The organism is Oryzihumus sp., from assembly GCF_036391795.1.
Classification (GTDB): domain Bacteria; phylum Actinomycetota; class Actinomycetes; order Actinomycetales; family Dermatophilaceae; genus Oryzihumus.
This window is the reverse complement of the sequence record NZ_DASVZH010000073.1, coordinates 1-8,828: the sequence shown is the minus strand read 5'-3', so window position 1 is coordinate 8,828 and position 8,828 is coordinate 1. Positions and strand designations below refer to the sequence as shown.

At 71.4% G+C, this 8,828-nt stretch carries 10 protein-coding genes, 1 tRNA gene and 1 pseudogene; 4 read left to right on the top strand and 8 right to left on the bottom strand.

What is annotated here, in order from left to right; genetic code table 11:
* Together VF825_RS04245 and VF825_RS04240 are read left to right on the top strand one after the other, a co-directional pair.
* Positions 1-436 (top strand): hypothetical protein (locus VF825_RS04245; protein ID WP_331110478.1); only part of this gene is annotated, 436 nt, incomplete at its 5' end.
* 85 nt (positions 437-521) lie between these two features.
* Positions 522-594: transfer RNA gene (locus VF825_RS04240), tRNA-Asn, on the top strand.
* Positions 595-694: 100 nt separating this feature from the next.
* Here the strand turns inward: VF825_RS04240 and VF825_RS04235 are convergent.
* The 8 genes from VF825_RS04235 to VF825_RS04200 all read right to left on the bottom strand — a co-directional run bounded on the left by VF825_RS04235 (position 695) and on the right by VF825_RS04200 (position 8,141).
* The gene (locus VF825_RS04235; RefSeq protein WP_331110476.1) at positions 695-1,405 is read right to left on the bottom strand and encodes a DUF2993 domain-containing protein; all 711 of its coding nucleotides are present in this window, start codon (positions 1,403-1,405) and stop codon (positions 695-697) included.
* Positions 1,406-1,454: 49 nt separating this feature from the next.
* Positions 1,455-2,315: an amino acid ABC transporter permease gene (locus VF825_RS04230; RefSeq protein ID WP_331110473.1), complete on the bottom strand. Its 861-nt coding sequence runs from the start codon at positions 2,313-2,315 to the stop codon at positions 1,455-1,457.
* A complete protein-coding gene (locus VF825_RS04225; RefSeq protein ID WP_331110471.1) occupies positions 2,312-2,992 on the bottom strand; it encodes an amino acid ABC transporter permease in 681 nt (226 codons plus the stop codon). The genes VF825_RS04230 and VF825_RS04225 overlap by 4 nt, the downstream gene beginning before the upstream one ends.
* Before the next feature lie 87 nt (positions 2,993-3,079).
* Positions 3,080-3,898, bottom strand: coding sequence for a glutamate ABC transporter substrate-binding protein (locus VF825_RS04220; RefSeq protein ID WP_331110469.1), 819 nt, complete (start codon positions 3,896-3,898; stop codon positions 3,080-3,082).
* A 27-nt stretch (positions 3,899-3,925) separates the two neighbouring features.
* Positions 3,926-4,690 (bottom strand): amino acid ABC transporter ATP-binding protein, encoded by a 765-nt coding sequence (locus tag VF825_RS04215; protein WP_331110467.1) that lies wholly within the window; start codon positions 4,688-4,690, stop codon positions 3,926-3,928.
* A gap of 221 nt (positions 4,691-4,911) precedes the next feature.
* Positions 4,912-5,376, bottom strand: coding sequence for an SRPBCC family protein (locus VF825_RS04210; RefSeq protein WP_331110465.1), 465 nt, complete (start codon positions 5,374-5,376; stop codon positions 4,912-4,914).
* A gap of 371 nt (positions 5,377-5,747) precedes the next feature.
* Positions 5,748-6,605 carry an NAD(P)-dependent oxidoreductase gene (locus VF825_RS04205; RefSeq protein ID WP_331110463.1) on the bottom strand — a complete coding sequence of 286 codons (858 nt, stop codon included), beginning with the start codon at positions 6,603-6,605 and terminating at the stop codon, positions 5,748-5,750.
* A 51-nt stretch (positions 6,606-6,656) separates the two neighbouring features.
* Positions 6,657-8,141 (bottom strand): MFS transporter, encoded by a 1,485-nt coding sequence (locus VF825_RS04200; protein ID WP_331110461.1) that lies wholly within the window; start codon positions 8,139-8,141, stop codon positions 6,657-6,659.
* A 159-nt stretch (positions 8,142-8,300) separates the two neighbouring features.
* On the opposite strand from VF825_RS04200, the gene VF825_RS04195 reads away from it, so the two are divergent.
* Both VF825_RS04195 and VF825_RS04190 read left to right on the top strand, forming a co-directional pair.
* Positions 8,301-8,516, top strand: coding sequence for a hypothetical protein (locus tag VF825_RS04195; protein WP_331110459.1), 216 nt, complete (start codon positions 8,301-8,303; stop codon positions 8,514-8,516).
* Positions 8,517-8,595: 79 nt separating this feature from the next.
* Positions 8,596-8,828, top strand: a pseudogene (locus VF825_RS04190) (hypothetical protein); the annotation flags it as partial.

Genomic DNA, 8,828 nt, shown 5'->3' with positions numbered 1-8,828 from the left:
CGTCGACGACGTCACGGGCGCCACCGTCGTGGCGACGACGTGGGCCCTGTGCGTCGTCTCGCCCGACGCCGCCGCGGTCAGCCTGCGGCGGCCGTGGCACGTCGTGGACGCGGGCGTGTGGCAGCACGAGACCTTCCTGCTGACGGTGACCTTCGTCGACGGCACGCGGCCGGTGCAGTGGACCCTGCGCGACCAGCAGACCCTGCTCCCGGAGACGCTGCGCGAGCGGGTCCAGGCCAGCGTCGTGCTCGCCCAGCGCCTCTCGGTGGGGGAGCGCCGGATGGCCCGGGTCGCGATCCGCAAGGACTTCCGCACCGGCGAGCTGGTCTCCCAGACCGTCCTCGGTCGCGGCGTGCGGGCCAGTGACGTGACCGTCCAGGAACAGGTCGCGCAGGCGCTGGCCGAGCTCGAGGACCAGGTCGGCATCACCCGCTGACGCGGCTCGCCACACCGGCGCGGGCGGTTTCGGAACAGCCCGAGACCTTTGCTACAGTTACGCCCGCGAGCGCAGCCCGCAACAATCCCCTGTAGCTCAATTGGCAGAGCAGCCGGCTGTTAACCGGCAGGTTATTGGTTCGAGTCCAATCGGGGGAGCTCGTCGCGACAGGCCCGGATCCAGCACGGATCCGGGCCTTCGTCGTGTGTGGCCCCACCTGGCGGGAGGTGGCCGGAGCGCTAAGGGCCGTGGGCCCCCTCAGGGGAGGGCGAGGGTCGTGTTGCTGGCCTCCGCCTGCAGGGCCAGTCCGGTGGCGTCGGGAGCGGCCGAGGTGACCGTGAACCCCATCGGCAGCTTCGGCAGCGGGAACGAGCGGTCCAGGGCGCTCTGCAGCACCGACCGGACGACCGGGGGAGCAGCCTGCAGGTCACCGCCGGACACCGCCACGCGCAGGACGCCCTGGCGCACGGTCACGTCGGCGCCCCCGCGTATGGTCACCTCACCCAGCGGGGTCGTCACCACGGCCCGCACCCGCACGGTGTTGCCGCCCCCCGAGGAGAACGTCAGCCGCAGTCCCTGGCCCTGCAGGCGCGCCGCCACGAGCCGGTCGAGCTCGGCCCAGGTGATGTGCGCCCCGGCCTGGGCGTGGTCGACCGGGACGGAGGACAGCGTGCCCCCCGTCAGCGCCGACAGGGGAGCCCGCGCACCCTCCACCGACGCCTCCAGCCGGTCCACGCCCAGCCCGTTGACCGACACCGGCCCCGTGGTCTCCGCAGACACCCGGGTGTAGCGGCCCTGGACCACCTGCGTGAGGAACGGGAAGCCGCCCAAAGTCACGTGTGGTGGGGTCTGCAGGTGCGCCGACCGCTGGATCCGGTCGGCGACCTGCTGGCCGGCCAGGTGGGCGGCGCCGCGGTCCACGCCGACGAGCGCCACCAGCAGCACCACGAGTCCGATCAGCTTCCTCATGACAGGTCTCCCATGCGGGAGGAGGCTGTCACACGTTGCTGTGGCGCGCTCAGCCTGCCTGCCCGGGAGCCGCCGGAGCGGCCTTGGCGCTCGTGAGGCCACGGCGGCGCATCCGGCGCTCCACGCGGCCGGCGAGCACCGTCAGCAGGTAGTTGATCGCGATGAACATGGCGGCGACGACGATGAACGCCGGCACCATGTTGGCCCGCGCCGTGCCGAGCGTCTGGCCCTGCGCCAGCAGCTCGACGTAGGTGATGATCGAGCCCAGGGCCGAGTCCTTCAGCACCACGACCAGCTGCCCGACGATCGCCGGCAACATCGCCGTCAGCGCCTGGGGCAGCAGGATCGAGCGCAGCGTCTGGGTGGCCGTCAGGCCGATCGACAGGCCCGCCTCGCGCTGCCCCGCCGGCAGCGAGCCGACACCCGCGCGCACCAGCTCCGCCATGACCGAGGCGTTGTAGAGCGTCAGCCCCGTGACCACGCCGGCCAGGGCCAGCTGCTCGGAGTCGAAGACCTCGTACACGGCGTACAGGTTGAAGGCGAAGATCATCATGAGCAGCACCGGCACCGCGCGGAAGAACTCCACGAACACCGAGCAGAACCACCGCAGCGGCCGGTTCTCCGACAGCCGGCCCATGCCGAGCAGCAGCCCGAGCACCAGCGCCAGCACGATCGAGATCGCCGCCGCCTCGAGGGTGCCGACCAGACCGGGCAGGAGGTACTCGGTCCACGTGTCGGCGGAGGCGAACGGGTTCCACTTGGCCGGGGTCAGGTTGCCCTTGGCGGCCAGCCGCGACAGCACCCAGGCGAGGACGCCGAGCAGCACCACGCCACCGGCCACGGCGACCAGCGCATGCCGGCGGCGCGCGCGCGGCCCCGGGGTGTCGAACAGGACGGTCTCGGAGGTCATCGCTTCACCGCCAGGCGCCGGGACAGCGTCGTGAAGGCCACGCCCATCGGCAGCGTGAGCACCACGAACCCGAGGGCGAAGACGAGGAACACCAGGACGAGCCGGTCAGGGCTGAACTCGATCATCTCCTTCATCAGGCCCGAGGCCTCGGCGACGCCGATCGCCGAGGCGACGGTGGTGTTCTTGGTCAGCGCGATCATCGTGTTGCCCAGCGGGGTGATCGCGCCGCGGAACGCCTGCGGCAGCACCACGTGGCGGATGTTCTGCCCGAAGGTCAGCCCGATCGAGCGCGCCGCCTCGGCCTGACCGGCCGGGACCGTGTTGATGCCCGAGCGCAGCGCCTCGCAGACGAACGCCGCGTGGTAGATCGACAGCCCCAGGACGGCCAGACGGATGTTGTTGTCGACCAGGAAGGTCGAGGAGGACTTGTCCGCCAGCCGCAGGCCGAGGTTGACGAACAGGCCGATGTTGCAGAAGACGATGATCAGCGTGAGCGGGGTGTTGCGCACGATGTTGACGTAGCCCGCGCCCATCGTCCGCAGGATCGCGACGGGGGAGACCCGCATCACCGCGACCACCGTGCCGATGACCAGCGACCCGACTGCGGAGAACACGGTCAGGACGATCGTCATCCAGAACGCCCCGAGGACGTCGTACTGCTTGAGCAGGTCAGCCATGAGCCGCCCTTCGTTGCGTGCGTGTCACCCGCCGGTATGCCGTCCGCGCGAGGTGCGCGGACGGCATACCGGCCGGTCGTTCCCGGCTCAGGAGCAGGTGTCGACCTTGGGCGGGTTCTGGGAGGTGTCGACCTTGAAGCCGGCGGGGCCGAGGTTCTTGTCGATCGCCTTCTGCCACTCGCCGGAGTCCTGCATCTTCTTGATGGCGGTGTTGATCTTCTCGCAGAGGGCCTTGTCGCCCTTCTTGATGCCGATGCCGTAGCGCTCCTCGGAGAACGTCTGGCCGACGACCTTGAGCTTGCCCTTGTACTGCGGCTGGCTGGCGTAGCCGGCGAGGATCGTGTTGTCCGTGGTCAGCGCGTCGACCGCGCCGGCCGAGAGCGCCTCGACGCACTTGGAGTAGGTGTCGTACTCCTGCAGCTGCACGCCCGGGAACTTGTCCTTGACCTTGGCCGCGGAGGTGGAGCCCTTGACCGAGCACAGCGTCTTGCCGGTCAGGGAGTCGGGGCCGGTGATCGAGGTGTCGTCGGAGCGGACCAGCAGGTCCTGGCCGGCGACGAAGTACGGCCCGGCGAAGGAGACCTTCTGCTTGCGGGCGTCGGTGATCGAGTAGGTGCCGACGACCATGTTGACCTGGCCGGTGGAGATGAGCGTCTCGCGCTGGGGCGTGGGTGCCTGCACGAAGGTGATGTCGCTCTCGGAGTGGCCCAGCTCCTTGGCGACGTACTTGGCCACGTCGATGTCGAAGCCGGTGTACTTCGCGCCGTCCTTCAGGCCCATGCCGGGCTGGTCGTACTTGACGCCGATCTTGAAGTCGCCGGCCCCCGCGCCGCCGCCCCCGCAGGCCGCCAGACCCAGCACGGCGGCAGCAGCGACCGCCACCATGCCGATTCGACGAACGTTCATGCGTTTTCCTCCCTGTTGGACGCGACTTCAGTGCGTCAGGATCTTGGCGAGGAAGTCCCTCGCCCGTGTGGACTGCGCATTGGTGAAGAACTGGTCCGGGACGGCCTGCTCGACGACCTGGCCGTCGGCCATGAACACGACCCGGTCGGCGGCACGGCGGGCGAAGCCCATCTCGTGCGTCACCACGACCATCGTCATGCCGGACTTCGCCAGCTCGGTCATGACGTCGAGGACCTCGTTGATCATCTCCGGGTCGAGCGCCGACGTCGGCTCGTCGAAGAGGATCACCTTGGGGTCCATGGCGAGCGAGCGCGCGATCGCGACGCGCTGCTGCTGCCCGCCGGAGAGCTGTGCGGGGTACTTGTCGGCCTGGTGCGCCACGCCGACCCGCTCCAGCAGCTCCATCGCGCGCCGGTCCGCCTCTGCCTTGGACAGGCCGCGGACCTTGATCGGTCCGAGCGTGACGTTCTCGCGGATCGTCTTGTGCGCGAACAGGTTGAACGACTGGAACACCATGCCCACGTCGGCACGCAGGCGCGCCAGCTCCTTGCCCTCGGTGGGCAGCGGCCGTCCGTCGATGGTGATCGAGCCGGACTCGAACGTCTCCAGGCGGTTGATCGTGCGGCACAGCGTGGACTTGCCCGAGCCCGACGGCCCGATGACCACGACGACCTCGCCCTCGCCGATGGTGAGGTCGATGTCCTGCAGGACGTGCAGCGCGCCGAAGTGCTTGTTGACCTTGTCCAGCACGACGAGCGGACGGCGTCCCGGGGCAGCGGCGGCGTCAGTCATGCGGATCAACCTACCCACAGGCCACTTCCGTGCCACACGTGCCCTAGGTGTCAGCCATGAGTCCGCTGTGTGGCTCAGATCCGTTCGAGCACGATCCGGGCAGCCCCCGCGATGCCGCTCCAGGAGAAGGCCCGGGACGCCGGCACCGCGCAAATCCCCTTGTCCTTGAAGGAATCTGTCGTCGCCGGGTCACTCGAAGAGGTGCCTGCCGGCCCGGGGCGTCATCCCGCCGCCTTCGCCGACGCGCCGGTCGACTCCATGAGCTTCTTGAGCCTCACCAGGGCCTGCTCGCTCTCCGGTCCTTCGAAGCGATCCACCAGCGTGTCGAGCAGGCGCAGCCGCCACAACGACCGCCGCTGGCGTTCCAGCGTCACCCGCGTCCCGGAGCCCTCGGCGTCGAAGGTGTAGGTCTCGGTGCCTTCCAGGGCAAGCGACCACTTGTCGACGATGCGCTGGTTCGGGACGAACTCCGTGAACACTCCGAAGCACTCGAACCGGATGCCGGGCAGCGGTTTCATCCTCCAGACGTGGAAGGTGCCCAGGCCCTCCCGGGTCAGGTGCGCATCGGTGATCTCCTCCCGTCGCGCTGCAGCGGGGTTCAGCCTCACCCAGTTCCGGGGGTTCTTGAACCAGTCGAACACCTCGTCCACGGGGGCTTCGATGTAGATGCTCTGCGAGGCGGACATGCGTGGTCCCCTCCTGTCGGGAGTGATGGGCAGGCCGCGAGCACGGCGCCGGTCCCCTTCGACGTTCCCGCGGCCGCCCGGCAGGCGGCAGGGGCGCAGGTCCCGGAGCCCGCGGCGACGGGTCCGCGGACGGCTCCATCGTCGGTCAGGGAGAGCCGCGCGCGGTCAGGTCTGGGCGAGGACCACTCTCGTCGGTGCCGCTCCGGCGTCGGGGAGGCGAAGTGGTCCGTCCCCCGGGGTGAGGCTGCCGAGCAGGCGTGGCCCGGCCGCCCCGGTGGCCGACGGCAGCGAGGCGGGGTGCCCGGCCCACGTCATCCAGCCCAGCACCGGAGGGCTCCCGGCGTGGACGTGACGCGACCGACGCCCCGCGCTCAGTGCTCGAGGAAGGTCGCCGCCATGTCCTTGTCTCCGTGGCCGGCAGCCAGGGCCCGGTCGATGTGGCCGCGGACGGCCTCCAGGACGGCGAGGTCGACGCCGGCATCGCGGGCGGCCTCCACGACGAGTCCGGCGTCCTTGGCGGCGCCGTCCAGCCCGAACGCGGGCGCGAAGTCACCGTTGAGCATGGCCGACCCCTTGAGCTGGACATAGGGCGCGTCCAGGGCGCCGCCGGAGACGGCTTCGAGGAACAGGGCGGGGTCCAGCCCGAGCGCCCGCGCCAGGGCCAGGGACTCGGCGATGCCCTCCACGACGGTGAGCACCCAGGCGTTGGCTGCCAGCTTGAGCCGGGAGCCGGCACCCGCCGGGCCGACCCACAGCGTGCGCGAGCCGATCGCGTCGAAGAGCGGCTGGACCTGCGGGCGGACCTCCTCCGGTCCCGACGCGAGCACCACGAGGGCGCCGTCCTCGGCCGGCTTGCGGGTGCCCAGCACCGGCGCATCCACGAAGGTCACCCCGAGGTCGCCGGCCAGCGCGGCCAGGCGCTCGTGGCCGGCCACCCCGACCGTCGTCTGCTGCACCCAGACGGTGTCGGGGCCAAGCCCCTCGCGAGCCTGCTCCATGGTCGCGGCGACGCTGTCGGCGTCGAAGAGCATGGTCACCACGAGGTCGGCGCCGCTCACCGCGTCGACAACGCTCCCGGCGACCTGGGCGCCGGTGTCGGCCAGCGCCTGCGCCTTGTCCCGGCTGCGGTTCCACACCCGCAGCGGCAGGCCGGCTGCGGCGATGTTGCGGGCCATGCCGGCCCCCATGGTGCCGGTGCCGAGCAGGGCGACGGTGGGCTGGTGGGTCACGGGCTACCTCCGGTGTGTCGTGCGGTCGCTGTGGTTGGCTGCGGTCCCTGTCTACCCCTCCAGCGAGGGCTGGCGCTCGGCCAGGGCGGCCCGCCGGCGGGTCATCACGAGGTCGCCGATGCCGATGAGCAGCGAGACCGCCGTGAGCGCCACGGCCGCGCGCAGGCCGTGGCTGGCGGCTGCGGTGAAGTCTCCCCGGGTGGAGGACAGGGTCGCGAAGTAGATCGAGCCGATGAGCGCGATCCCGGCCGCGGTGCCGAGGCGCTGGCCGGTCTGGAGCACGCCGCCGGCGGTGCCGGCCCTCCTCACCGGCACCTCGCTCAGGGTCAGCGTGACGTTGGGGGAGATGACCAGGCCGCTGCCGATGCCGGCCAGCAGCAAGGGCAGTGCGGTGGCCCAACCCAGACCGCTGTCCTGGCCGTGCCGGGCGACGACCAGGTCGGTCAGGGCCAGGCCCACGACGACGGTGGCGAGGCCGCCGACGACCAGGGGCCGGCCTGCGCGGGTGACCAGGCGTCCGCCGACGGCCGCGGCCACGGCCGAGCCTGCGGCGAACGGCGTCACCGCCAGGCCGGCCTGCAACGGCGTGTAGTGCAGCCCGCCCTGGAAGAAGAGGGTGAGGACGAAGAAGATGCCGGTGAAGCCGGAGAAGTAGGCCATCGCCAGGCCTGAACCGGTGCTGTAGCTGGCGAGGCGGAACAGGCTCAGGTCGACCAGCGGCGTGCGGCCGCGCACGACATACCGGCGCTCCCAGGCCACGAACCCGACCAGCAGCACGGCACCCGCGGCGAGCAGCGCCCACTTCGTGCCGGCCTGCCACTGCTGCTCCTCGACGAGGGGCAGCAGCAGGGCGAGCACGGCGGCGCCGAGCAGACCGACGCCGACCGGGTCGAGGTCGCTGCGGCCCTGGCCCCGCGGCTCGTGGGCGGGGATGAGCCGCAGCGCAAGCACGATCGCGGCGACGCCGATGGGGATGTTGACGAAGAAGATCCACCGCCAGCCGGTGTCGACGCCGAGCAGCCGGATGATCAGGCCGCCGAGGATCGGGCCGACGGCCGTGGACACGCCGACGACCGTGCCGAACATGCCGAAGGCGCGCCCGCGCTCGCGGCCGGGGGAGAAGAGCTCCTGGATCAGGCCGGACACCTGGGGGTTGAGGATGCCGCCGCCGACGCCCTGCACGAGGCGGGCGATGACCAGGAGCAGGGCGGTGGGGGCCAGCCCGGCCAGCAGGCTGCTCGCCGTGAACACGGCCACCCCCACGACGAACATCGTCCGCCGGCCGCGGGCGTCGCCCAGACGGCCGGACGGGACGAGCACCAGGCCGAAGGTCAGCGCGTAGCCGGAGACGACCCACTGCAGGTCGCTCGGGCTGGCCCCGATGCCGGTGCGGATCGAGGGGAGTGCCACGTTGACGATGCTGATGTCGAGCAGGGTCATGAACCCGGCGACGAGGCAGACTCCCAGGGCCTTCCAGCGGCGCGGGTCAGGGGTGTCCGTCACCTCGGAGGCAACCCCGGGCCGTGCGCGGTTCATTCCCGGACCGTCCACCCACCGGTATGCCGTGCGCCGACGGGGCAGTGCTGCGCACCCGCCCGTGGGCCAAGCGCAGGGACCGGGGGTGGGCGCAGAGGTGGGACGCAGCAGCGCGTGACCCTGGGGGAGGGGTCTTCGTTGGGTGGCCAGGAGGTCGCCATGAGACTGCCGCACCGGCGCAAGCAGGTCCCGCCCCCGCAGGGCTGGTCCGACCGCGGGACCGAGCCCGGAAACGAGCACGAGTCCTACCCCTACGACCCGGAGCACCCGGACCGCCCCTACGAGCAGGTCCAGCGCGACATCGGCACGAGCCTGCTGCTCGGCGCCGTGGTGCTCGTGGTGCTGGTGGGCTTGTTGGCCCTGGGGCTGTCCTGACGGATGTGGCGCACCCGCGATCTCGTTCAGCCGTCGAGCATTTGGCGTGCCCGGGACGAAACGGGCATGCTGGGCGACGATGTCCGAGAACCAGCCTCAGACGCCCGACGGCGACGCTTTCGACGCCGCGACGCTGCGCGTCCCCGTGACCTCTGACCGCGACGACGCCGCCGCGCGTATTGCCGAGCTGGTCCGTCGCTCCAACGAGCGCAGTTCGGCCACTGCGGCGCCCGACGCGGGTGCCGGCCCGGCGAGCGCTCCCGCGCCCGCCACCACGCCGACGCCCGCCCAGACGCCGCCGACCCCGGCGCA